This is a genomic window from Burkholderia sp. 22PA0099 (assembly GCF_047497165.1).
Lineage (GTDB): Bacteria > Pseudomonadota > Gammaproteobacteria > Burkholderiales > Burkholderiaceae > Burkholderia.
The window spans coordinates 2,397,571-2,418,341 of the sequence record NZ_CP163164.1; the positions used below are offsets into that span (position 1 = coordinate 2,397,571).

The following is a 20,771-nucleotide window of genomic DNA, read 5'->3' on the forward strand; positions in this document are numbered from 1 at the left end:
CCGCGCCCGGTCATCCGCAGCGTCGTCCCGAATCCGATTCGTTGCGCGCGCATCGATCCGTCATCGTCGGCGCGGATGTCGACAAGCCCGGCCATTGCGATGCATTGGCAGCGGGTTCGAATAGGGAAGCGGCTGACAGATGGCGGAAGCCGGCGAAGCGAACATGCGTGGTTGAGCCGGATGATGTCGGCAAGCCTGACCATCGAGATGCGATGGCCGATGCATTGGCGGCGACGGGCGTCGAGTGGGAGAGCGGATGACGGACGCCGGCGAAGCGAGCATGCGCGGCTGAACCGGTTGAAGGAGGGCGGCGGATTCGCGACCCCCGGGCGGGGATCGCGCAGCGAGCGAGTGGGCGAGGCTCAACCGAGTCGAATCGACAGTTCGACATCCTCACCGACCGGCGTCGACAAATACCCGCTCGACGGCGCACGCACGCGCGCCAGATAGTCGGGGCTGAAATCGGCGTTGTCGGCGACGATCAGCGCGCCGGGCCGCAGGCGGCTTTCCACGCGATCGAGCACGTCGTTGTAGAGCGCCTTCGCGCCGTCGAGCAGCAGCAGGTCGATGCGCTCGGGCAGGCCGGTGGCGAGCGTTTCCAGCGCGTCGCCCTCGCGCACTTCCACGAGATCGTCCAGGCCGCCCGCGCGCAGATGCTCGCGGGCTTTCAGCACTTTCGCCGGCTCGAATTCGCTGGTGATCAGGCGGCCGCCGCCGTTGTCGCGCAGCGCGGCGGCCAGGTGCAGCGTCGAAATGCCGAACGAGGTGCCGAATTCGACGATGTCCGTCGCGCGGCAACTGCGCGCCAGCATGTAGAGCAGCGTGCCGGTTTCGCGCGAGACGGGCAGCCACAGGTCCTTCAGCCGCGTGTAGAGATCGCGGTATTCGGTCTTGCTGCGCAACAGGCGATCGCGTTCGGCTTTCGGCGTTTGCGCCAGCGCCGGGCTGGTGGCCGCCGCGGCCTGCTCGAACATGCGGTCGAGCAGCGGGGCGAGCGGGGCTTGGGTCAGGGTCGTCATGAAGGCTCCGGGAACGATTGAGCGCCGGATGGCGCATCGGTAAAATGCGATGAATTTGTCGCATTCAGAATACGACGGCTTCGTCGCATTTTCTATTCGCATTGTCTCGACGCTCCAGGCACGCCATGACAACCTCCCGTTCCCCCCGTATTTCCGCGCGCAAGGCGCCGCAGCAGGCCCGTTCGACCGAGCTGGTCGCGGCCATCCTGGAGGCGGCTATTCAGGTTTTGGCCAAGGAAGGCGCGTCGCGCTTCACCACCGCGCGCGTGGCGGAGAAGGCCGGCGTGAGCGTCGGCTCGGTCTATCAATATTTCCCGAACAAGGCGGCCATCCTGTTTCGTCTGCAGTCCGACGAATGGCGGCGCACGGCCGACATGCTGCGCGCGATCCTGGAGGACGTGCGCGATGCGCCGCTGGTGCGGCTGCGCAAGCTGGTGCATGCGTTCATCCGTTCGGAATGCGAAGAGGCCGACATGCGTATCGCGCTCAACGACGCCGAGCCGCTTTATCGCGATGCGCCGGAAGCGCGCGAAGTGCGGGCTTCCGGCGAGGGCGTGGTCGAGGCGTTCATGCGCGAAACCCTGCCCGACGCGCCGCCCGCCCGGCTCGCGCTGGCGGGTGAACTGGTGGTGGCGACGCTGACCACGGTCGGCAAGCAGTTTTCGGAGAAGCCGCGCACGGCGGCCGAGATTCGCACGTACGCCGATGCGATGGCCGACATGTTGAGCGCGTATTTGCGGGAGCTGGGGCACCGCTGACGCCCGCGCCCGGCGCGAGCCGGGCCGCAGCGGGGCTTACAGGTATTCGACGTTGCCGTCGACGCTGATCGCCTGCCCCGAGATGTTGCGGCCCGCGGGCGAGGCGAGGTACAGCGCCATCGCGGCGATGTCGTCGACGCTGACCATCCGGCGCAGCGAGATCTTGCGCAGGTACTCGTCCTTCATCGCCTCGGTGCTGACGCCGGCCGCCGCCGCGCGCGCGGCGATCACGCGGTCCATGCGCTCGCCCTCCACCACGCCGGGCAGGATCGCGTTCACACGGATATTGCTCGGCCCGAGTTCGATCGCGAGCGATTTCACGAGCCCGACGATGGCCCATTTGGTCGATGCGTACGGCGTGCGATACGCATAGCCGAGCCGCCCGGCGACCGACGACATCGCGATGATGCCCGCCTGCCCGCCGCTGGCCTTGAGCACCGGCACGGCACGGCGCAGGAAGTAGTACTGACTGTTCAGGTTGGTGGCGATGGTGCGGTCCCAGTCGTCGGGCGCCATCGTTTCGATCGCGCCGGTAGGGCCGGCGATGCCCGCGTTGTTGATCAGCAGGTCGAGGCCGCCGAGCCGGTTCGCGGCCTCGTCGATCACGCGGTCCACTTGCGCGCGATCCGACACGTCGGCCACGGCGGCGTGCAGATCGGGGTGGCGCGCCTGCGCGCGCTCGACGGCCGCCGCATCGACATCGCAAATATGCACGCGGGCCTGCACCTGCAGGAAGGCGTCGGCGATCGCCGCGCCGATGCCCGAGGCCGCGCCGGAAATGAAGACGCGCAACCCGGGCACGGGTTTCAGAAGCTCGTAGGTGTTCATGCTGGCCTTGAGGAAAGGGAGTCGCGAAGGTCGGTTCGGAATGCTCACCAATGGATCATCGGCAAACCCGCGACCGGGGCGGTGAAGCAGGGGATGGAGGTGCGCTTGAGGCTGCCCAGATAGACGGTGCGCAGCTCGGGGCCGCCGAACGTGACGCTGGTCAGCCAGGGCGCGAGCGTGCCGCCCGTCTGCTCGATCACCGGCATCGGCACGATTTCGCCGGTGGCGAAGGCCGCCTCGAAGCGCGCCGTGGCGGCCGCGTCGCCGTCGTCCAGCAGCGTGTGCGTCGCGCCCGACGGATCGATGGCGACCAGCCGGTCGGAGAAGATCATCGCGCACCAGAGGTTGCCGAACGCGTCGAACGCGAAGCCGTCGATCAGGCCTGCTCCGAGCGAATCGGGGCCGTAGGTTTCGCGCGGCCCGAGCGCGCCGTCGGCATCGACGCGGAAACGGCTGACGCGTTTCGCGGTGGTTTCGGCCACGTACAGGAAGGTTTCGTCGGCATCGAAGCGGATCTCGTTGGCGAACGCGAGGCCGTCCGCCACGATGCGCGCGCCGCGCGCGTCGATCAGCACGATATAGCCGTCGGCGAGCGTCGAGCGCACCGCGTTCGGCCAGGGGGTCACGCGCGTCGAGACCGTCATCCACAGCCGGCCCCGGCTGTCGCGCAGCACGAAGTTGACCTTGCCGAGCGGCTTGCCGTCGAGCCGGTCCAGCAGCACCTGCCGCTCGCCCGCCAGCGTCAGCCGCTCGAGGCGGTCGGTGCCGATGTTGGCGATCAGCAGATGGCCGTCGGCATCGAGCGCGAGGCCGTTCGGCAGCGAGCCGCTGGTCAGGCCGTCGGATGCGGCCGGGGCGGCGGCGTCGTTCGGCAGGATCAGTGCCTGCGCGCCCGATGCGTCGATCCGCATGACGCCGCCGCGTGCGTCGGCCACCAGCAGCGTGCCGTCGCGCCGGGCCAGGATGCATTCGGGGCGTTGCAGATCGTGCCCGACGCTGCGCACCGCCGCCGGATCGATGCGTAAGCCGTGGATGGGATTCATGGGTCGCCTCCTGATGGTTGTGACTACAACGTCATGCCGCCCGACACCTCGATTACCGCGCCGTTGATATAGGCCGCCTCGTCGCTGGCCAGGAACGCGTAGACGTTGGCCACGTCCTCGGGCTTGCCGAGCCGGCGCAGCGGCACTTGCTCGCGCATCTTGCGCAGCACGTCGTCCGGCACGGTGGACAGGATCGGCGTGTCGATGAAGCCCGGCGCGACGGCGTTCACGCGGATGCCCTTCGGCCCCAGCTCGCGGCTCCAGGTCTTGGTGAAGCCGATCACGCCGAACTTGGCGGCCGCGTAGTTGGTCTGGCCGTAGTTGCCGTAGAGGCCCACCACCGAACTCGCGTTGAGGATCACGCCCGCGCCTTGCGCGAGCATCGGTTCGAGCACGGCCTGCGCCAGATGGAACACGCCGCGCAGGTTCACGTCGATGACATCGTCGAACTGTTGCAGGCTCATCTTCTGCAGGCGTGCGTCGCGCGTGATGCCGGCGTTGTTGACGAGTACGTCCACGCGCCCGAATTGCTGCAGCACCTGCTCGACCACCGCGTCGGCCGCGCCGCGATCGGTCACGTTCAGCTCGTACCCGACGGCGCGCGCGCCGGCCTCGCGGCACGCGCCGGCCACGGCCCGCACCGATTCCGCGTTCATGTCGCATACCGCGACGATGGCCCCCTCGCGCGCGAATTTCAGCGCGGTGGCGGCACCGATGCCCTGACCCGCGCCCGTGACGATGGCGACCTGCTGGTTCAATCTCATGCTTGCCCTCTTTGGATAACGTCGAAGCTTGGGCTGTCAGCCCGGATAATCGATGCCGGCCGGCGCGCCGGCGATCGTGCCTGCGCCGGCGGCCGGCCGCGTTTCGGCGCGGATCGCGCGGGCCAGCAGCGGCACCAGGCACAAGCCGATGGCCGACGCGCCCACGATCACGTTGAAGCCCGCGTCGCTGCGGCCGCTGATTGTTTCGGCGAGGCCGAACAGGTAGGGGCCGGCGAAGCCGCCGAGCAGGCCCACGGTATTGATGAACGCCAGGCCGGCCGCGGCCTGGATGCCCTGCAGGCGCTTCATCGCGACCGACCAGTACGAGGGCAGCACGCCGCCCGCGAAGAAGCCGGTCGCGCCGAGCAGCGTGATCTGCAGGCTGCGGTTGCCCGCCGCGATGAACAGGATGCCGCTGATCACGAGCCCGGCCGTCAGGATGCCCAGGAATGTGCAATCGGCCTCGACGCGGCGATGGAGGCGCGGCAGGATCAGCACGCCGAGCAGGAAGCCGATGCCGACACTGCTCGACAGCAGGCCCACCACCAGCGGCGAGGTGACATGCATCTGCGCGACGATCGCGGGCGTGAAGAAGTACAGGCCGACGAACGCCACCTGGTTCAGGAAGTAGATCAGCGCGATCAGCAGCGTGGTGGGGCGCTTGATCGCCGCGAACCAGTCCGACGAGAACAGCTCGGCGTGGCCGTGCGTGTCGATCACCGCGTGCGCTTCGAGCGAGCGCGCCTCCTGCGGCGTGAGCCATCGCACGTCGGCGGGCCGGTCCGGCAGCTTGAAATAGAGCACGATGCCCGCGATCACGGTCGGCACGCCTTCGATCAGGAACATCCACTGCCAGCCGCGCAGGCCGCCGATGCCACCGAGCTGCATGAGCGCCGCGCCGAGCGGGCTGCCGACGATCAGCGCGATCGACGGCGCGGTGTAGATCCAGCCGACCGCCACTGCGCGATCCTTCGGCGCGAACCACAGCGTGATCATGTACATCAGCGCCGGGAACAGCCCCGCCTCGGCGATGCCGAGCAGCACGCGCAGCGCGTAGAACGACCACTCGCCGCGCACGAACAGCATGGCGGTGGACAGCAAGCCCCAGGTCACGGCGATGCGCGCGATCCAGCGGCGCGGCCCGATCCGGTGCGCGGCCAGGTTGCTCGGCACTTCCAGCAGCGCGTAGCCGATGAAGAAGATGCCGGCGCCGAGCCCGTAGGCCGCCGCGCCGATGCCGAGGTCGGCGGCCAGCGCGGCCTTGGCCAGCGCGACATTGGTGCGGTCGATGAACGACAGGAAATAGATCGCGCACATCAGGGGCAGCAGCCTTGCCATCGCCTTGCGGGTGGCCAGGCGATGCAGGAGGCCGGCTGCGGGTTCGTCAACGGTTGCGGGTTTCATCGTGTCTCCGGGTGTGGGCCTGCCGGTTTTGTTCGGTGTCCTGCATGCGGCGAGGCCGCGTGCGGGTGGCAGGTCATGGGGATGGCGTTGGGGGGCAGGGTTCAGGGCGTGATGCCGGCCCGGCCCTTCAGGCCGAGCATGGCGCGCGCCTCGTCGGGCGTGGCGATCTCGAACGAGAGTTCCTCGAGAATCCGGCGGATCTTGCGCACCTGCTCGGCGTTGCTCTTCGCCTTGACGCCTTTCGACAGGTAGACGCTGTCTTCGAGCCCCACGCGCACGTTGCCGCCGAGGATCGCGCCGAGCGTGACCAGCGACATCTGGTGCCGGCCCGCGCCGAGCACCGAGAAGTGGTACTGGTCGCGACCGAACAGCCGGTCGGCCGTGGCGCGCATCACCTGGAGGTTTTCCGGGTCGGGGCCGATGCCGCCGAGGATGCCCACCACCGCCTGAATGAAGAACGGCGGCTTGACGAGGCCGAGATCGACGAAATGGGCGAGGCTGTACAGGTGCCCGACGTCGTAGCATTCGAACTCGAAGCGCGTGCCGTAGTCGCCGAACTCCGTGAGGATGTTGCGGATGTCGCGGAACGTGTTCCGGAAGATCATGTCTTCCATGCCTTCGAGGTAATCCTTCTCCCAGTCGAAGCGCCAGTCGCTCATGCGGGCCGCGATCGGATGCAGCGAGAAATTCATCGAACCCATGTTCAGCGAGCACATCTCGGGCTTCGCGAGCCGTGCATAGGCGAGCCGTTCGTCGAGCGTCATGCGCGTGCTGCCGCCCGTCGAGATGTTGATCACCGCGTCGGTGCGCTCGGCGATGGCCGGCACGAACTGCCGGAACACCTCGGGCGACGGCGTCGGGCGGCCGTTCTCCGGGTCGCGCGCGTGCAGGTGCAGGATCGCCGCGCCGGCCTCGGCGGCCTCGATGGCCTGGTCGCGGATCTGCGCCGGCGTGATCGGCAGGTGTTCGGACATCGACGGCACATGCGCGGAGCCGGTCACGGCGCAGGTGATGATGACCTTGGCTTGGGGCTTGCTCATTATTTGGGAATCCTTGCTGATGAAGCGGAGCGGGGCAGGGTGGCGGCGCGATGGCGTGGCGTGGCGGCCCGGATGATCTCGGTGCGGCCGGCGTGTGAACCGGCGCCGAGCGGGTGCCAAGCGGGCGCTAAACAGGCGCTCGGGCGTCGGCCGGCGCGATGCCGCGCACGAGGCGGCGGCGGGGCCGCGGCGGCGGGGGAACGGGGCGGGTCATGCGTGTCTCCGATACGTTGGCGAAGCACCGGGCCGGTGGCGGGGGCTTCTGTTGTTCTGTGAATCATAGTGAGCTACGATGCGCCGCGTAAGGTCAATTTCGGACAGAGTGATGTCTTTCGCGGACATCCGAAAGGAGGGGCGATGTCGTCGCGATTGCCGTTGCTGAACGAGCGCATCTACGCGCCTTACAAGATCGCCGCGCTGGTGGAGGTGCTGGCCGAGCAGGGCATTGCGGCCGAGGCCGCCCTGAAGGGCAGCGGCATCGCGCCGGGCCAGATCTACGACGCCGCCGTGCAGACCTCGGTGCGCCAGTACGCGGCCGTGTGCCGGAACGCGGTGGCGCTGTCGGCCGATCCGGCCACGCCGTTTCGCACCGGCTCGCGGCTGCATCTGGCCGCTTACGGCATGTACGGCTATGCGCTGATGTCGTGCCTGTCGCTGCGCGATTATTTCCGGCTCGGCGTCAAATATCACCGGCTCGCCACGCCGACCGTGACGATCGAATGGGCCGAGCATCCGGACCGCGCCGTCTGGACCTTCCCCGACGCGTTTGCCACCGATCTGCCGCACGATGTGCAGCAATTCCTGCTCGAACAGCAGTACACGCAGCACGTCACGCATCTGCAGGACGTGGCCGGGCGAAGCTGCCCGCCCATGCTGGCGCGCTTCGCCTATCCGGCGCCGCCGCACGCCGCGCTCTATCGCGAGTACCTCGGCTGCCCGTGCGAATTCGATGCCACGCAGTGCGAACTGATTTACGACAGCGCCATCCTCGAGTTTCGCCCGCAACTGGCGCACCGGCATTCGGCCGCGCTGCTGCAGGAAACCTGCGACCGCCTGATCGGCCAGACCAAGACCTCGTCGGGCGCGGCCGGCGAGGTCTACCAGTTGCTGATGCGCAAGCCCGGCGAGTTTCCGAGCATGGAGGCGGTGGCGGCCGGGCTGAAAATGACCAGCCGCACGCTGCGGCGGCGGCTCGATGGCGAGGGCACGTCGTATCTGGCGATCGTCGACGACGTGCGCTGCTCGCTCGCCATCGAATATCTGAAGACGACCAGGATGAGCACCGAGGACGTGGCGATGCTGATCGGCTTCAGCGATACGGCGAATTTCCGGCGGGCGCTGAAGCGCTGGACGGGGAAGGGGCCGGGGGAGATTCGGAACGGGGAGTGAGGGGGGCGGCCGACTTTCGGGCTGTTTTCAACGCCCCCCAACCCCCACCCGCAGTATCATGGACAGCGTTTTGCGCCCGTTTTTCTCCGGCGTGCCCCGGAAACGCAGTCCTCTTCATCTTCCGTGGACCGTGCTGCTGCCCCTGCAACCGCTCCCCGTGATCCATCGATGGCAAGCTACGACTTTTCGAATTTCAAGCGCCCCTGGTGGGGCGTGCTCGCGCTGGCGGCCGCCGCGTTCGTGTTCAATACCACCGAGTTCGCGCCGGTCGGCCTGCTCAGCGACATCGCCGAAAGCCTGCACATGCAGCCGACCGACGTCGGCCTGATGCTGACGATCTACGCGTGGACGGTCTCGCTCACCTCGCTGCCGCTGATCCTGATCGTCAGCCGGATCGAGCGCCGCAAGCTCCTGATGCGCGTGTTCGCGCTGTTCATCGTCAGCCATGTCGTGACGGGCATCGCGCCGAACTTCACGATCCTGATGATCGGGCGGGTCGGCATCGCGTTCGCCCATGCGATCTTCTGGTCGATCTCGGCCGCGATGGTCACGCGGCTGGTGCCGCCCGACGATCGCAGCCGCGCGCTCGGCTTCCTGTCGGTCGGCACCTCGGTGGCGCTGGTGGCGGGCGTGCCGATCGGCCGGATGATCGGCGAGGCGCTCGGCTGGCGGCTGACGTTCCAGGTGATCGCGGCGACGGCGACGGTGGTGATGGGCGTGTTGTGGGTGACGCTGCCGCCGCTGCCGAGCGAACGGGCCGGCTCGCTGCGCAGCCTGCCCACCTTGCTTCGCAATCCCAAGTTGATGGCGGTGTACGCGATCACGGTGATCACGGTGTCGGCGCACTTCGCCGTGTATACGTATCTCGAACCGTTCGTGCGGCAGGTGGTGCACGCCAGCAACGACCGCATCACCTATCTGCTGGTGCTGTTCGGCATCGCCGGCCTGCCGGCCGCGATGTGCTTCGTGCGCTTCTACACGCGCCAGCCGGAGCGCTACCTGCTGGCCGTGGTCGCGATGCTGGCGGCGGCGCTGTTCATGCTGTTCCCGTTCTCGCTGTCGATCGGCACGCTGTCGCTGCACGTGCTGCTGTGGGGCGGCTTCATCATTTCGTTCGGCCTGGCGATCCAGTCGCAGGTGCTCGAACTCGCGCCCGATTCCACGGATCTGGCCGTGTCGCTGCTGTCCGCGCTGTACAACGTGGGGATCGGCGCCGGCGCGCTGTTCGGCAACCACATCGCGAACCAGTTCGGCCTGCAGTGGCTCGGCACGTTCGGCGGCGCGTTGGCGGTGCTGTCGGTGGGGATCTGCTGGCTGTCGATGACGCTGAGCCAGCGCCGCGCGGCGGGGTGATCGGGCGTTCGAACGCGGGCTGCGCAGGCTTCAGGCCAGCAGCCGGTCGATCAGGTCGGCGGTGGCCCGCACGTCGTATTTGCGCAGCAGGCTCGCGCGGTGAATGTCGACGGTGCGCGGGCTGATGTTCAGCTCCTTGCCGATTTCCTTGCTGGTCAGGCCGTGCACGACCAGCGCGGCCACGTCGCGTTCGCGGTCGGTCAGCGTGCCGGCGGCATCGGCGCGTTTGGCGCCGTCCGACAAATCGGTGAACGTCCAGATCGCCAGCTCGAACGGCCGCTTCGGGTTGTAGCCGAAGCCGCACACGGTCACCCAGAAGTGGCTGCCGTCCACACGGCGCATGATGCGCTCGTCGCTGAAGCCTTCACGCTTGGCGATCAGCGGGCCGAGGCGCTGGCCGGTCGCGGTGAAATCCTTCTGCTTCGGATACAGCTTGGAAAACGACTGGCCGACGATGTCGGCGCGCGTCGCCCTGAACAGCTCCAGCGCGCGCGCATTGCATTCGACCATGATGCGCTCGCGCGCCACGATGACGGCCACCGGCAGATGCAGGAACACGCTCTCGTAATCGAGGCTCGGCATCGTGTCGGCGGGAGTCGGCATGGCGGGCAAGGGGGATGAGCGAGGCCCGGCAGGGTGCCGGGCGCTGCGCGATTCTAACGCGCGGTCACGCCGCCCTTGCGCATGTCCTCGAACACCGATCGTTCGAACTTCGAAATGTTCAGGCCATCGATGATGATGCTCGAATCGTGAAGCGTGCTCATGTTCCGTGCCTCCGTCAAAGGGTGCGTCCGAGGGGATGCCGGGCCGACGCGGCGGGGCTCGCGGCGCCGACGTCTTCCAGCGCGCTCTTCGAGGTTTCCCGAAGCGCGAGGCCGCCCACGATCGCGAGGATCGCGATCGCGATCAGGTAATACGCGGGCGACAGGTTGGTGCCGGTGGTGGCGATCAGCCAGGTGGCGACCAGCGGCGCGGTGCCGCCGAAAATCGTGTACGCGAGGTTGTAGGTGATGGCCGAGGCGGTGTAGCGGGTTTTCGTCGCGAACACTTCCGACATCAGCGGCGCGGTCACCACGCCCGACAGCACGGCGCCGATCGCCAGCAGCGCCACGCCGAGCAGCGATTGCGCCAGCACGCCCGAGCCGCCGAGCGAGAACGCCGGATACACCGACACCATGATGAACACGCAGGTGGTGGCGATGGTGGCGCGGCGGCCCACGCGATCCGAGAACCAGCCGGCCAGCGGGCACAGCGCGGCGGCGAACAGCAGCGCGAGCACGGTCACCAGCAGCGCGGTGCTGCGCGACAGGTGGCCAGCCACTTGCAGGTAGGTCGCGAAGTAGGTGGTGAACGTGTAGAACGACAGCGCCGTGACCGACACGAACGCGCCGAGCTTGACGATGTTCCACGATTGCGAGCGCAGCGTTTCGGCCAGCGGCGCGTGCGCCACCTCGTGCTTGCCTTCGAGCGCCTGGAACGCGGGCGTTTCGTTGAGGTTCACGCGCAGGTACACGCCGATCAGGCCCACGGGCGCTGCGATCAGGAACGGCACGCGCCAGCCCCAGTCGATCATCGCCTGCGACGACAGCGACGCTTCGAGCAGGTAGGCCACCACGGCCGCGCAGGCGAACGACGAGAAGGTGGACACCGGCACGAAGCTGCCGAAGAACGCGCGCCGGTCGCGCGGCGCATGCTCCATCACGTAGGCGCAGGCGCCCGCGTATTCGCCGCCGGCCGAAAAGCCCTGCACGCAGCGGATCACCGTGAGCAGCAGCGGTGCCCACCAGCCGATGCCGGCGTAGGTCGGCAACAGGCCGATCAGCGTGGTGGAGCCGGCCATCAGCAGGATCGTGAAGGCCAGCGTGCGCTTGCGGCCGATGCGGTCGCCCACCACGCCGAAGAACAGGCCGCCGAGCGGGCGGAACGCGAACGCCACGGCGAACACCGCGAAGGTTTTCAGCAGCCCGATGGTCGGGTCGCCGCTCGGGAAGAATTCGCGCGTGAGGATGGTGGCGAGAAAGCCGTAGGCGGCGAAATCGAACCATTCGACGAAGTTGCCGATCGACGCGGCCGCGATGACGCGGCGCAGCGTCCGGGTGTCGACGTCCTGGGTGGCCTGAGCTGACATGGTGCTTCTTCCCCTGTAAATGTCGGTGTGGTCCGATATCAAAAACGAGGGTAGAGACTCAAAATACCTAGGTCCATACGTGTCAATTACCTAGGTATTCAGGTGCAGATCGATGCGGTCAAGCTGGCCGGTCGGCCTGTTGAAACCGGCCGTCAGCCGTTTGTGTGCGACAAGGTGGCGCAGGGTAACCCCGTGTTCCGGGTTGGCGCTGCGGGGCGGTTCGGGCATGATATTGAGAATTATTATTATTTATGTTCCCTGCCGCAATGCTCCTTTCCGATTTGCCCAAGAATGCCTCCGCGACCGTCGTCGCCGTCGCCGATGTCACCCAGCCCGATCCCATTGCCCAGCGCCTGCGCGATCTCGGTTTCGTCTCCGGCGAAGCCGTGCGCGTGGTGGCGCACGGCCCGTGGCGCGCCGATCCGGTGCTGATCCAGATTGGTTCCACGCGCTTCGCGCTGCGGCGCACCGAAGCCGCGCGCGTGACGGTCGAGGGCGTTCGCTGATGAGGGCTCCGTCGCTTCGCATCGCCCTGGTCGGCAACCCGAACTGCGGCAAGACCGCGCTGTTCAATCAATTGACGGGTGCGCGACAGAAGGTCGCCAACTATGCCGGCGTGACCGTCGAGCGCAAGGAAGGGCAGTTCCAGGCGCCGTCGGGGCGCACGGTGCAGGTGCTCGACCTGCCCGGCGCCTACAGCTTCGATTCGGCCAGCCCGGACGAACGCATCACGCGCGACCTGCTGCTCGGCCGCTATCCGGGCGAGGCGCGGCCCGAACTGATCGTCTGCGTGGTCGACGCCACCAACCTGCGGCTGCACCTGCGCTTCGTGCTGGAGGTGCGGCAGCTCGGGCAGCCGGTGCTGGTCGCGCTGAACATGATGGACGAGGCCGCGCGGCGCGGCATCGCGATCGACGTGCCGACGCTCGAACGCGAGCTGGGCGTGCCGGTGATCCAGACGGTGGCGATCAAGAAGCAGGGCGCGGGCGCGCTGATCGCGGCGATCGATGCGCACCGGCCGGTTGCGGCCGAACCCGCGCAAGCGATGCAGGCCAACCATGCCACCCCCCCGGCCGCTTCAAGCGCCGACGTCCACGCCCAGGTGCGCGCGCTGCTCGCCGCGGCCGTGACGATGCCGCGCTCGACCGACGAGCGCGACGACCGGCTCGACCGCTGGACGCTGCACCCCGTGTTCGGCCTGCTGATCCTGGCGCTGGTGATGTTCGTGGTGTTCCAGGCGGTGTACTCGGTCGGCAAGCCGATCACCGACGCGATCGGCGACGGCTTCGACTGGCTCGGCACGATCGTCGGCGCGTGGCTGCCGGACGGCCCGCTGCACAGCCTCGTCACCGACGGCCTGCTGACCGGCCTCGGCACCGTGCTCGGCTTCCTGCCCGAAATCCTGGTGCTGTTCTTCTTCATCCTGGTGCTGGAAGAGTCGGGCTACCTGCCGCGCGCGGCGTTCCTGCTGGATCGCATGATGCTGTCGGTGGGGCTGACGGGGCGCTCGTTCATTCCGCTGCTGTCGAGCTTCGCCTGCGCGATTCCGGGCGTGCTCGGCACGCGCAGCATCACCAACCCGCGCGACCGGCTCGCGACCATCCTGGTCGCGCCGCTGATGACCTGTTCGGCGCGGCTGCCGGTGTATGCGCTGCTGATCGGCGCGTTCATCCCGATGCGCAAGGTGGCCTACGTGTTCAACCTGCAGGGCATCGTGTTGTTCCTGCTGTACGCGGCGGGCATCGGCGGCGCAATGCTGGTGGGCTGGATCATGAAGAAGCTGCGCGGCGGCAGCGACGAGCAGGCGTTGCTGATGGAGTTGCCCTCGTATCGCGTGCCGCGTGCGCGCGACATCGGCCTGGGCCTGTGGGAGCGCGGCTCGATCTTCCTGAAGCGGCTGACCGGCGTGATCCTCGCGCTGACGGTGCTGATGTGGTTCGTCTCGACGTTCCCGTCGCCGCCGGCCGGCGCCACCGGCCCCGCGATCGACTACAGCATCGCCGGCTATCTGGGCCGCGGGCTGGAAGTGATCTTCGCGCCGCTAGGCTTCAACTGGCAGATCAGTTTGTCGCTGATCCCGGCGTTCGCCGCGCGCGAAACCGCCGTGGCCGCGCTCGCCACCGTGTACGCGGTGGGCGGCGGCGACAGCGACATCACCAGCCTCGCCCATGCGCTGACGGCCAACTTCTCGCTGGCGAGCGCGCTGTCGCTGCTGGTGTGGTTTGCATTCGCGCCGCAGTGCATGTCGACGCTGGCCGTGATCCGGCGCGAGACGCGCTCGTGGAAGAACGTCGCGATCTCGTTCGGCTACATGTTCGTGATGGCCTACGCGGCTTCGTTCGTCACGTATCAGCTTGCACGGTGGCTGGCATGAGTACCGGCCTCGTTCTGCAGTACTGCGTGATCGGCGCGGTGGTGGCCGCCAGTTGCGGCGTGATGGTGCGCAAGCTCGCGCCGGCATGGTCGGCGCGTGGCATCGAGCGGGTGGCCGCGCATCTGGTCGAGCCGCAGCGCGCGGCGTGGGCGCGCTGGCTCGGCCGGCGCCTGTCGCGTTCGGCGGGCGCGGCGCAAGGCTGCGGGTCGGGGTGTTCGACTTGCGGCGGTTGCGGCACCGCCGCCGATGCGTCAGCGCCCGAAGAAGCGCCGCTGACGTTTCAGCCGCGCGCGGGGCGCGACTCGAACTGATCGGATCGCGTCCAGCATCGGCGCCCTCGGCGTGTTGCGATCGATATCGCTCCGACTCACGCGAGGCGAATGCACCTCACCTGAGCGATCCCTCGCCCACGAGCCACTCGGCGTACGGCCCCGGGAGGGCGCGAGACGCTCGAGTTCACCCCTCCCTCAGAACAAATCCTCGTGCCGGCAGTTGATCAGCAACTCGGCGATGCTGGCCGAATTCGGCAGCTCGATGGTATTGGCGACGAGCCGCGCGATGTCCTCGGGCTGCGTCATCGCCTCGGCCGCCAGGTCGGCGATGCCGGCCGCCATCTCGGTGTTGACGAAGCCGGGGCACACCGCCACCGCACGCAGCCCGTCGTTCCAGCCGGCGCGGCGCACCGCGTGGGTCAGCGCCACGGTGGCGTGCTTCGACATCTGGTAGCCGACGTTGTCGTTGCGCACCCGCTTGCCCGACAGCGAGGCGATCTGCACGAAACGCGCGTTGCCGGCGCGGCGCAGGTGCGGCAGCGCCGCCTGCACCAGCCGGAACGGCGCCTTCACGTTGATGTCGAGCGTTTCGTCGAGCAGCGCATCGGTGCCCTCGTCGAAGCTGATCGCGCGGCAGATGCCGGCGTTGCTGACCAGCACGTCGATGCGGCCGAAGCGCGCCAGCGTGGCGTCCACCCAGCCGCGCGCGGCGTCCGGGTCGCGCGCCTCGTAGCGCGCGGCGAGCAGGTTCGGGTCGTCGTCGCGCGCGTCGGGCCAGGCCGCGGCCACGCTCGACGGCTCGCGCACGCCGAGCGACAGCCGGTAGCCGCGCCGCCGCAACTCGTCGGCGATGGCGAACCCGATGCCGCGGTTCGCGCCGGAAATCATTGCCACCTTGTCCATGATCGTGAGCCTCCGGGGTTCAGAATCCAGCGTCGATGACGATCTTCGTGCCATCGGAAAAGCGCGTGAGCCGGAACGCGCGCGGGTCGACGAGCGGCGTGTCGTTGGTCACCAGGTCGGCCATCAGCCGCCCCGCGCCGGGGCCGATGCCGAAGCCGTGGCCCGAGAAGCCGGTGCCGATGAACACGCCCGGAATCCGCTCGACCGGCGCGATCACCGGAATCGCGTCGGGCGTCACGTCCATGTAGCCGGCCCAGCGCTGCGCGATGCGCGCGCCGTTCAGGTGTGGAAACACCCGCATGAATTCGGCCAGCCCCGGATCGACGTAGCGCGCGATCGGCTCGGGGTCGAGCGTGCGCACGCGCTCGAATTCGGTCGGCCGGTCGAGCGCCCAGCGGCGCGGGCGGCGCAGCTCGTCGAGGAAGCGCCGGCCGATGCCGAGCCGCATCGCGCCGCCCTGGCTCTTCAATGCTTCGAGGTACTGAAAGAACAGCTTGAACGCGTCGGGCGTCAGGTCGGTCCAGGTGCGAAACCCGGCCGCGATCGTGTAGCCGCCGTCGTGGCGCTTGCGAAACGCGAAATGCTTGTTGCTGCCGCTGACCTCGGGGCCGCCCGCGAGCGGCTCGGTGCGCAGCACGGAGGCGCGCACCAGCAGTTGCGGCAGTTCGATGTCGAGGCTGCCGCAGAAATAGCGGGTCCACGCGCCGCCCGCCACCACCACGGCCGAACAGCGGATCGTGCCGTGCTCGGTTACCACCGCGCTGACGCGCCCGCCGCTGGTTTCGATGCCGCGCGCCGCGCACGGCGTGAGGATCGACACACCGCGCCGCCGCAGCGCGTTGGCGATGGCCGGCGCGGCCTTCTGCGGCTCGGCGCGCGCGTCGCTCGGCGTGTACAGGCCGCCCTTGTAGCGCACCGTCGAGCCGGGCAGCAGCGGGGCGATCTCGGCCGCGCCCACCTCGCGCGTGTCGAACGTGTCGCCGGCCTCGTCGCGCGCGCGGCGCAGCCAGTCGCGGTGATCCTCGATGGCCGCCTCGTCCTCCGACATGTAGAGGATGCCGCATTGACGGAAGCCGGTATCGGCGCCGATGGCGGCGTCGAGCGTGCGCCAGATCTTCAGGCTCTCGATCGCCAGCCGCAGCTCGCGCGGGTCGCGCCGCGTGACGCGCACCCAGCCCCAGTTGCGGCTCGACTGCTCGCCGGCGATATGGCCTTTCTCGCACAGCGCCACGGACAAGCCCTTGTCCGCGAGTGCGAGCGCCGTGCTGACGCCGATGATGCCGCCGCCGATCACCACCACGTCCGCTTGCGCGGGCACTCGGGTATCGCTGGCTACGGTGTCGACTGTCGGTCCCATGTTGGAGACGTCTCCTGGTGAGCGTTGGGTTGGCGGTATGTTCAGTGACGCGTCGAGAGGCGCGAGACGGCCGCGCGCACCGCGCGCCGCATCCCGGCCTTGCGGTCCGGGCGTTGCGAGCCCGGGTTGGCGTGGCGGTTGGTCCAGCGGTCGATATGGTTGATCGCGTGGGTCAGCGGCACCGTGATCAGCAGATAGACGGCGCCGGCCGCCACCAGCGGCGACAGGTTCGCGGTGTTGACGGCGGAGTTCTGGCCGATCGTGAACAGGTCGCGCTGCGAAGTCAGCAGGCCGAGGAAATACACGAGGCTCGAATCCTTGACGATCGAGATGAACTGGTTCGCGAGCGCCGGCAAAATGCGGCGGATGCCCTGCGGCACGATCACGTAGCGCATCGAGGCCCAGTACGTCATGCCGAGCGCCTGGCACGCGTAAAGCTGGCCGCGCCCGACGCTCTGGATGCCCGAGCGGAAAATTTCGGCGATATAGGCCGACGAGATCAGCGCCAGCGCGACGATCGCGAGCGGGTAGGGGTTCGGCCCGAACAGCGCCAGCCCGATCGGCGCCAGCCCCTGGCCGACCACCAGGATCACGAGCGCGGCGGGCAGGCCGCGGAACACGTCCACGTAAACACGCGCCGGCACCGTCAGCCAGCGCGTCGGCGACACCAGCAGCAGCGCGAGAAACAGCCCCGCGACGATGCCGAGCAGCGTCGAGAACACCGACAACACCAGCGTGTTGACGAGGCCGGTATAAAGCAGCGACGGCAGCGACGACGTCAGCAACTGCCAGTCGAGAAAGTTCTCGATGAACGCCTGCATGATGGACTCCTCGTGAAAGTGGCGGGGCCGGGTGGACGGTCGGGCGAGGGCGATCAGCCGCCCGTCTTCATGGCGTACGGCGGCAGGCTGGTCGGCGTCGGGTAGGTCGGGTTGAACTGCTTGTAGAGCTTGAGCCAGGTGCCGTCGGCCACCAGCGCATTGATCGCCTGGTTCACGGCCGCCTCCAGCTTGGCGTTGCCCTTGCGCATCGGGAAGCCGGCCGGCAGGTTGACCGCCGAGATGTCGAGCTTGTCCTGCAGGTTCATCTGCGGGTACTTGGCCTGCAGGCCCACCGCCAGCGTCTTGTCGATGAAGTAGCCGTCGATGTATTTCGAGCGCAGTTGCAGGAAGCCCGCGTTCAGGTTCGGGAAGCGCACCACTTGCGCGCCCGGAATGTAGGTATCCGAATAGGTGTCCTCGATGGTGCCCTGGATCACGCCGATCCGCTTGCCCTTGACCGAGGCGATGTCCGACGTGATCGGGCTGCCCGGCAGCGTGGCGACGCTGAGCAGGCCGGTGAGGTAGCCCTCGGAGAAGTCCACCATCTTCAGGCGTTCGGTGGTGATCGAGATCGAGCCGGCCGCCACGTCGAGCTGGCGGTTCGCCACGCCGGGCAACATGCCGGCGAAGTCCTGCGCGCGGAATTCCACCTTCAGCCCGAGCTTGGCGCCGATCGCGCGCAGCAGCTCGACGTCGAAGCCGGTCATCTGGCCGTTGTCGACGTACGAATACGGCTTGTTGTTGGCGTCGACACCGGCGATCAATTGGCCCGGCGTCAGCGTGCCGAGGTCGTCGGCATGGGCGGCGGAAGCGGCGGCGAGGGACAGCGGCACGGCGACGGCAATGGCGCGGAGGAACTGGCGGAAGCGCATGACGGAACTCCTTCTTCTCGAGGTGGACGCAACAATGAAACGTGAGGGCAAAACCAGGGGCGGGCCGGGCACGGCCCGGATCAATGCAGGATGCGCGACAGGAAATCCCGGGCGCGCTCGGAACGGGGCTGGGCGAAGAAGCGTTCGCTGGTGTCGTCCTCGACGATCGCGCCGCGATCCATGAACAGGATGCGGTCGGCCACGCGCCGCGCGAAGCCCATCTCGTGGGTCACGCACAGCATGGTCATGCCGTCGCGCGCCAGTTCGGTCATCACGTCGAGCACTTCATGCACCATCTCCGGGTCGAGCGCGGAGGTCGGCTCGTCGAACAGCATGGCGATCGGGTCCATCGACAGCGCGCGTGCGATCGCAACGCGCTGCTGCTGACCGCCCGAGAGTTGCGACGGGAATCGATCCTCGTGCGCATGCAGGCCCACCCGGCGCAGCAGCGTGCGTGCCCGCTCGGCCGCTTCGTCGCGGCGGCGCTTGAGCACCTTGACCTGCGCCAGTTCGAGGTTCTCGCGCACCGTCAGGTGCGGAAACAGTTCGAAGTGCTGAAACACCATGCCGACGGTGGCGCGCAGCGCGCTCAGTTGCGCGGCGCTGCCGCCCACCGGGCGGCCGTCGATCTCGATCTCGCCCTGCTGGATCGATTCCAGCCCGTTGATCGACTTGATCAGCGTGGATTTGCCGGAGCCGGACGGGCCGCAGATCACCACCACCTCGCCGCGCGCGACGCTGGCCGAGCAGTCGTCGAGCACGCGGTTTTCGCCATACCATTTCGATACCTTGCGCAACGTGATCATTGCGGACTCCTGCGAATGGGAACGGAAAGGAGAATCAGGCGAGTGCGGCGCGCTGGCGGCCGCTCCAATAATCGTTGAATTCGTAGAGCGCCGCCCCGACCGGCACCGCGAGCGGGCGCGCCAGCGAGGCCGGGTCGAGCGGAAAGCCGCCCTCGGCGAACGGGCCGGCCTCGGCCGCCGCGCCCACGATGCGCCGCGCGATGCGCTGGCCGAGCCAGGTCATCAGCGCCACGCCGTTGCCGTTGCAACCCACCGCGTAGTGGATGCCGTCGGCCTCGCCCAGATGCGCGAGGCGGTCGTTCGTCATCGCCACGAAGCCTTTCCAGGCATGCGTGAGGCGCACGTCGCGCAGGGCGGGCCACAGCGTCACCAGCTTCGCGTAGAGCCGGCGCGCGGCGTCGCGCTCGTCGAGCTCGCGGATCGCCGGGCGCGAGCCGAACAGGATGCGCGTGCCGTCGGGCGACGGGCGCGTGTAGAACAGGTTGCGCTTGGAATCGCTGACCATCCGGCGGCCCGGGTTCAGCGCGTCCATCAGGCCCGGCGGCAGCGGCTCGGTGGCGATCTGGTAGCTGGCCACCGGCAGCACGCGGCGCGCGAGGAACGGCAGCAGGTCGCCCGTGTAGCCGTTGGTCGCCACCAGCACGCGGCCGGCCAGGATCGTGCCGCGCGCGGTGTGCACGCGAAAGCGGGCCGCGCCGGCGTTGCCGATGCGCTCGATCCTTTGCGCGGCGGCGTGGGAGTGCAGCGTCGCGCCACGGCGGCGCGCCAGTTCGCGCAGCGCGCGGTGGTACTTGGCGGTATGCAGGCCGCCGTACTCGTCGATCAGGATGCCGCCGTAGTAGTAATCGGTGCCGACCAGCGCGCGCTGCTCGTCGCGCGAAATCACGTGCACGGTCACGCCGGTTTTCTCGCGCAGCAGTTCGCCCTGGGCGCGCAGCGTGTCGAAGTGCTGCGTGGTGTAGGCGCCGAAGAAGCGGCCGCTGATGTGCAGGTCCGCATCGAGCCGCTCGCTGGCCACCAGGTGCTTGAGGAAATCGAAGCTCGCGATCGATTCGCGCATCAGCCGTTGCAGGCGCTCGGCCGACACGCCGCGAATCGCATTGGTCAGCGCGAGCTTCTGGCCGCTCGACACCATGCCGCCGCTGCGCGTGCTGCCGCCGGCGCCCAGTTCTTCCGCATCGATCACCGCCGTCGAGAGGCCGTGGCCCGCCGCTTCGGCGGCGGCCGACAGGCCGCAGTAGCCGCTGCCCACGATCAGCAGGTCGACCGAGGCCGGCAACGGCGAGTGGTCGGTTTCGGGCGGCGCGGCATCCCACCAGTACGGTGCAACGCGGAACGCGTCATGAAACAGCAGGGTGTCGGGGCGCATCGGATTTCCCGGGTGCTCAAGTTGAAACCAGTCTAGGTTTGCGGCGCGCATCCGGTCAAATAGCGACAAAAACACCTTCCATTCATTTTTGATATGGCAATCTGGTCGGGAATCCGAAGCGATCGACATCGGCCCGACAGGAGACGTTGAGCTCCTCCCGAAAAACCGTAGCGGCGAAGACTGGAGATTTCTGGCAAGGCGAGGGGACGTCGCCGCGCCAATAGTCTTTTTTGATTCGGTGATCACCGGATCTGATGACCGTTCTCGTCCG

The 20,771-nt window shown here is 68.2% G+C and carries 20 protein-coding genes and 1 pseudogene; 6 read left to right on the forward strand and 15 right to left on the reverse strand.

Features of this window, described 5'->3' with window-relative positions:
- Positions 1-362: 362 nt before the first annotated feature.
- A complete protein-coding gene (locus tag AB4851_RS10755; RefSeq protein WP_414447183.1) occupies positions 363-1,019 on the reverse strand; it encodes an O-methyltransferase in 657 nt (218 codons plus the stop codon).
- Positions 1,020-1,144: 125 nt separating this feature from the next.
- Here AB4851_RS10755 and AB4851_RS10760 point away from each other — a divergent pair, with 125 nt between their 5' ends.
- On the forward strand, positions 1,145-1,777 hold the full coding sequence (locus AB4851_RS10760; RefSeq protein WP_414447184.1) for a TetR family transcriptional regulator: 633 nt from the start codon (positions 1,145-1,147) through the stop codon (positions 1,775-1,777).
- Between the two features lie 36 nt (positions 1,778-1,813).
- On the opposite strand, the gene AB4851_RS10765 is transcribed toward AB4851_RS10760, so the two are convergent.
- The 5 genes from AB4851_RS10765 to AB4851_RS10785 all read right to left on the reverse strand — a co-directional run bounded on the left by AB4851_RS10765 (position 1,814) and on the right by AB4851_RS10785 (position 6,856).
- On the reverse strand, positions 1,814-2,605 hold the full coding sequence (locus AB4851_RS10765; RefSeq protein ID WP_414447185.1) for an SDR family oxidoreductase: 792 nt from the start codon (positions 2,603-2,605) through the stop codon (positions 1,814-1,816).
- A 44-nt stretch (positions 2,606-2,649) separates the two neighbouring features.
- The gene (locus AB4851_RS10770) at positions 2,650-3,648 is read right to left on the reverse strand and encodes an SMP-30/gluconolactonase/LRE family protein (protein WP_414447186.1); all 999 of its coding nucleotides are present in this window, start codon (positions 3,646-3,648) and stop codon (positions 2,650-2,652) included.
- Between the two features lie 23 nt (positions 3,649-3,671).
- Positions 3,672-4,412, reverse strand: coding sequence for a 3-oxoacyl-[acyl-carrier-protein] reductase (gene fabG / locus AB4851_RS10775; protein ID WP_414439659.1), 741 nt, complete (start codon positions 4,410-4,412; stop codon positions 3,672-3,674).
- A 36-nt stretch (positions 4,413-4,448) separates the two neighbouring features.
- A complete protein-coding gene (locus AB4851_RS10780) occupies positions 4,449-5,816 on the reverse strand; it encodes an MFS transporter (RefSeq protein ID WP_414447187.1) in 1,368 nt (455 codons plus the stop codon).
- 101 nt (positions 5,817-5,917) lie between these two features.
- On the reverse strand, positions 5,918-6,856 hold the full coding sequence (locus AB4851_RS10785; protein ID WP_414439657.1) for a 3-keto-5-aminohexanoate cleavage protein: 939 nt from the start codon (positions 6,854-6,856) through the stop codon (positions 5,918-5,920).
- A 357-nt stretch (positions 6,857-7,213) separates the two neighbouring features.
- Here AB4851_RS10785 and AB4851_RS10790 point away from each other — a divergent pair, with 357 nt between their 5' ends.
- Together AB4851_RS10790 and AB4851_RS10795 are read left to right on the forward strand one after the other, a co-directional pair.
- Complete coding sequence (locus AB4851_RS10790; RefSeq protein ID WP_414447188.1) at positions 7,214-8,245, forward strand: AraC family transcriptional regulator; 1,032 nt, start codon at positions 7,214-7,216, stop codon at positions 8,243-8,245.
- 168 nt (positions 8,246-8,413) lie between these two features.
- Positions 8,414-9,598, forward strand: coding sequence for a sugar transporter (locus tag AB4851_RS10795; protein WP_414447189.1), 1,185 nt, complete (start codon positions 8,414-8,416; stop codon positions 9,596-9,598).
- 30 nt (positions 9,599-9,628) lie between these two features.
- On the opposite strand, the gene AB4851_RS10800 is transcribed toward AB4851_RS10795, so the two are convergent.
- The 3 genes and pseudogenes from AB4851_RS10800 to AB4851_RS10810 all read right to left on the reverse strand — a co-directional run bounded on the left by AB4851_RS10800 (position 9,629) and on the right by AB4851_RS10810 (position 11,726).
- Complete coding sequence (locus AB4851_RS10800; protein WP_414447190.1) at positions 9,629-10,201, reverse strand: LuxR C-terminal-related transcriptional regulator; 573 nt, start codon at positions 10,199-10,201, stop codon at positions 9,629-9,631.
- 59 nt (positions 10,202-10,260) lie between these two features.
- Positions 10,261-10,362: pseudogene (locus AB4851_RS10805) on the reverse strand (peptidase M19); the annotation flags it as partial.
- A gap of 14 nt (positions 10,363-10,376) precedes the next feature.
- Positions 10,377-11,726, reverse strand: a complete 1,350-nt coding sequence (locus AB4851_RS10810) for an MFS transporter (protein WP_414447191.1) — start codon at positions 11,724-11,726, stop codon at positions 10,377-10,379.
- 266 nt (positions 11,727-11,992) lie between these two features.
- On the opposite strand from AB4851_RS10810, the gene AB4851_RS10815 reads away from it, so the two are divergent.
- The 3 genes from AB4851_RS10815 to AB4851_RS10825 are packed head-to-tail and all read left to right on the forward strand — an operon-like array spanning position 11,993 to position 14,411.
- The gene (locus AB4851_RS10815) at positions 11,993-12,232 is read left to right on the forward strand and encodes a FeoA family protein (RefSeq protein ID WP_414439652.1); all 240 of its coding nucleotides are present in this window, start codon (positions 11,993-11,995) and stop codon (positions 12,230-12,232) included.
- Complete coding sequence (gene feoB / locus AB4851_RS10820) at positions 12,232-14,100, forward strand: ferrous iron transporter B (RefSeq protein WP_414447192.1); 1,869 nt, start codon at positions 12,232-12,234, stop codon at positions 14,098-14,100. Before AB4851_RS10815 ends, feoB begins: the two co-directional genes overlap by 1 nt.
- Positions 14,097-14,411 carry a DUF6587 family protein gene (locus tag AB4851_RS10825; protein WP_414447193.1) on the forward strand — a complete coding sequence of 105 codons (315 nt, stop codon included), beginning with the start codon at positions 14,097-14,099 and terminating at the stop codon, positions 14,409-14,411. The genes feoB and AB4851_RS10825 overlap by 4 nt, the downstream gene beginning before the upstream one ends.
- A 156-nt stretch (positions 14,412-14,567) precedes the next feature.
- Here the strand turns inward: AB4851_RS10825 and AB4851_RS10830 are convergent, their stop codons facing one another.
- The 6 genes from AB4851_RS10830 to AB4851_RS10855 all read right to left on the reverse strand — a co-directional run bounded on the left by AB4851_RS10830 (position 14,568) and on the right by AB4851_RS10855 (position 20,500).
- The gene (locus AB4851_RS10830) at positions 14,568-15,275 is read right to left on the reverse strand and encodes an SDR family NAD(P)-dependent oxidoreductase (RefSeq protein ID WP_414439649.1); all 708 of its coding nucleotides are present in this window, start codon (positions 15,273-15,275) and stop codon (positions 14,568-14,570) included.
- Between the two features lie 19 nt (positions 15,276-15,294).
- Entirely contained in the window at positions 15,295-16,632 is a 1,338-nt protein-coding gene (locus AB4851_RS10835) for an NAD(P)/FAD-dependent oxidoreductase (RefSeq protein WP_414447194.1), read from the reverse strand.
- Positions 16,633-16,673: 41 nt separating this feature from the next.
- Entirely contained in the window at positions 16,674-17,453 is a 780-nt protein-coding gene (locus AB4851_RS10840) for an amino acid ABC transporter permease (protein WP_414447195.1), read from the reverse strand.
- Between the two features lie 53 nt (positions 17,454-17,506).
- On the reverse strand, positions 17,507-18,325 hold the full coding sequence (locus AB4851_RS10845; protein WP_414447196.1) for a substrate-binding periplasmic protein: 819 nt from the start codon (positions 18,323-18,325) through the stop codon (positions 17,507-17,509).
- An 80-nt stretch (positions 18,326-18,405) separates the two neighbouring features.
- The gene (locus AB4851_RS10850; protein ID WP_414447197.1) at positions 18,406-19,131 is read right to left on the reverse strand and encodes an amino acid ABC transporter ATP-binding protein; all 726 of its coding nucleotides are present in this window, start codon (positions 19,129-19,131) and stop codon (positions 18,406-18,408) included.
- Positions 19,132-19,165: 34 nt separating this feature from the next.
- Positions 19,166-20,500 carry an NAD(P)/FAD-dependent oxidoreductase gene (locus tag AB4851_RS10855; RefSeq protein WP_414447198.1) on the reverse strand — a complete coding sequence of 445 codons (1,335 nt, stop codon included), beginning with the start codon at positions 20,498-20,500 and terminating at the stop codon, positions 19,166-19,168.
- Positions 20,501-20,771: the final 271 nt, after the last annotated feature.

Excerpts from the sequence above, each read along its gene's own strand:
- AB4851_RS10800 (WP_414447190.1), bottom strand. The coding sequence starts at position 10,201 with ATGCCGACTCCCGCCGACACGATGCCGAGCCTCGATTACGAGAGCGTG.
- AB4851_RS10855 (WP_414447198.1), bottom strand. The coding sequence starts at position 20,500 with ATGCGCCCCGACACCCTGCTGTTTCATGACGCGTTCCGCGTTGCACCG.
- AB4851_RS10825 (WP_414447193.1), top strand. The coding sequence starts at position 14,097 with ATGAGTACCGGCCTCGTTCTGCAGTACTGCGTGATCGGCGCGGTGGTG.
- AB4851_RS10785 (WP_414439657.1), bottom strand. The coding sequence starts at position 6,856 with ATGAGCAAGCCCCAAGCCAAGGTCATCATCACCTGCGCCGTGACCGGC.
- AB4851_RS10760 (WP_414447184.1), top strand. The coding sequence starts at position 1,145 with ATGACAACCTCCCGTTCCCCCCGTATTTCCGCGCGCAAGGCGCCGCAG.
- AB4851_RS10765 (WP_414447185.1), bottom strand. The coding sequence starts at position 2,605 with ATGAACACCTACGAGCTTCTGAAACCCGTGCCCGGGTTGCGCGTCTTC.
- feoB (WP_414447192.1), top strand. The coding sequence starts at position 12,232 with ATGAGGGCTCCGTCGCTTCGCATCGCCCTGGTCGGCAACCCGAACTGC.
- AB4851_RS10815 (WP_414439652.1), top strand. The coding sequence starts at position 11,993 with ATGCTCCTTTCCGATTTGCCCAAGAATGCCTCCGCGACCGTCGTCGCC.
- AB4851_RS10755 (WP_414447183.1), bottom strand. The coding sequence starts at position 1,019 with ATGACGACCCTGACCCAAGCCCCGCTCGCCCCGCTGCTCGACCGCATG.
- AB4851_RS10780 (WP_414447187.1), bottom strand. The coding sequence starts at position 5,816 with ATGAAACCCGCAACCGTTGACGAACCCGCAGCCGGCCTCCTGCATCGC.
- AB4851_RS10830 (WP_414439649.1), bottom strand. The coding sequence starts at position 15,275 with ATGGACAAGGTGGCAATGATTTCCGGCGCGAACCGCGGCATCGGGTTC.
- AB4851_RS10840 (WP_414447195.1), bottom strand. The coding sequence starts at position 17,453 with ATGCAGGCGTTCATCGAGAACTTTCTCGACTGGCAGTTGCTGACGTCG.
- AB4851_RS10795 (WP_414447189.1), top strand. The coding sequence starts at position 8,414 with ATGGCAAGCTACGACTTTTCGAATTTCAAGCGCCCCTGGTGGGGCGTG.
- AB4851_RS10850 (WP_414447197.1), bottom strand. The coding sequence starts at position 19,131 with ATGATCACGTTGCGCAAGGTATCGAAATGGTATGGCGAAAACCGCGTG.
- AB4851_RS10790 (WP_414447188.1), top strand. The coding sequence starts at position 7,214 with ATGTCGTCGCGATTGCCGTTGCTGAACGAGCGCATCTACGCGCCTTAC.
- AB4851_RS10770 (WP_414447186.1), bottom strand. The coding sequence starts at position 3,648 with ATGAATCCCATCCACGGCTTACGCATCGATCCGGCGGCGGTGCGCAGC.
- AB4851_RS10835 (WP_414447194.1), bottom strand. The coding sequence starts at position 16,632 with ATGGGACCGACAGTCGACACCGTAGCCAGCGATACCCGAGTGCCCGCG.
- fabG (WP_414439659.1), bottom strand. The coding sequence starts at position 4,412 with ATGAGATTGAACCAGCAGGTCGCCATCGTCACGGGCGCGGGTCAGGGC.
- AB4851_RS10845 (WP_414447196.1), bottom strand. The coding sequence starts at position 18,325 with ATGCGCTTCCGCCAGTTCCTCCGCGCCATTGCCGTCGCCGTGCCGCTG.
- AB4851_RS10810 (WP_414447191.1), bottom strand. The coding sequence starts at position 11,726 with ATGTCAGCTCAGGCCACCCAGGACGTCGACACCCGGACGCTGCGCCGC.